Here is an 865-nt window from a genome sequence, read left to right on the forward strand (position 1 = left end):
TTGATGGTAGCGGTCACACCATTGTTATTGCTATTGTTGGTCACTTTAGTGGCATCACTAGCTACTAAGCCCGTTAAGGTGATGGTTTCATTACCAGTGCCATTGGTGTAGCTATTCGTGCCGTTATAAGTACCAGCTACTGCAATGCCTAATGGGGCTTTGGTAATGGTGAGGCCACCTTGGCTATAGCTAATGGCGTAGTTGCCAGCCACCGTACTACCAGCCGCTGTCAGGCTATAGCTATTGGCATAGGTGCCAGCATTGGTATTGGTGACTGTCGCACTATTAGCTGAGGTAAAGCTATCGCTACCTAAACCAGTAGTGACGGTACCAGTAAAGCTCGTGGCAGAGCCACCATTGAGGGTATAGGTAGTGGCAGTGCTATTAGTTTGCGCTAAACCGGTATAAGTTGCGCTCGTGCTCGCACCGCTAATGAGTAAAGTTGCAGCGCTCAAGCTTACGCTATTGGTACCACCGCTATTAACGTTAGCGCTGACCGTACCAGCATAGACGCTACCCGTTAGAGTACCTGTAGTACCAGCACCTGCACTACTGTTGAGCGCATAGTTCGCTAAGCTTGCACTGCCAGCACTAATACCAGTAATGGTATTGGTATTGTTTTGACTGACATTGAACTGATTAATGGTCACACCAGTAATGGTTTGACCATTGACCAAGCCAGAAGTAGTAATGCCAGAAGTGTAAGTCGTAGTGCCGTTATAAGTGGCCGCTAGCGCAATGCCTAATGGGGCTTTGGTAATGGTGAGGCCACCTTGGCTATAGCTAATGGCGTAGTTGCCAGCCACCGTACTACCAGCCGCTGTCAGGCTATAGCTATTGGCATAGGTGCCAGCATTGGTATTGG

The 865-nt window shown here is 48.8% G+C and carries 1 protein-coding gene; it reads right to left on the reverse strand.

Features of this window, described 5'->3' with window-relative positions; genetic code table 11:
- On the reverse strand, positions 1 to 865 hold an 865-nt coding region (locus VC182_RS04530), incomplete at both ends, for a hypothetical protein (RefSeq protein ID WP_323484629.1).

This window comes from Polynucleobacter sp. AP-Nickl1-40-C4, assembly GCF_035012665.1.
Classification (GTDB): domain Bacteria; phylum Pseudomonadota; class Gammaproteobacteria; order Burkholderiales; family Burkholderiaceae; genus Polynucleobacter.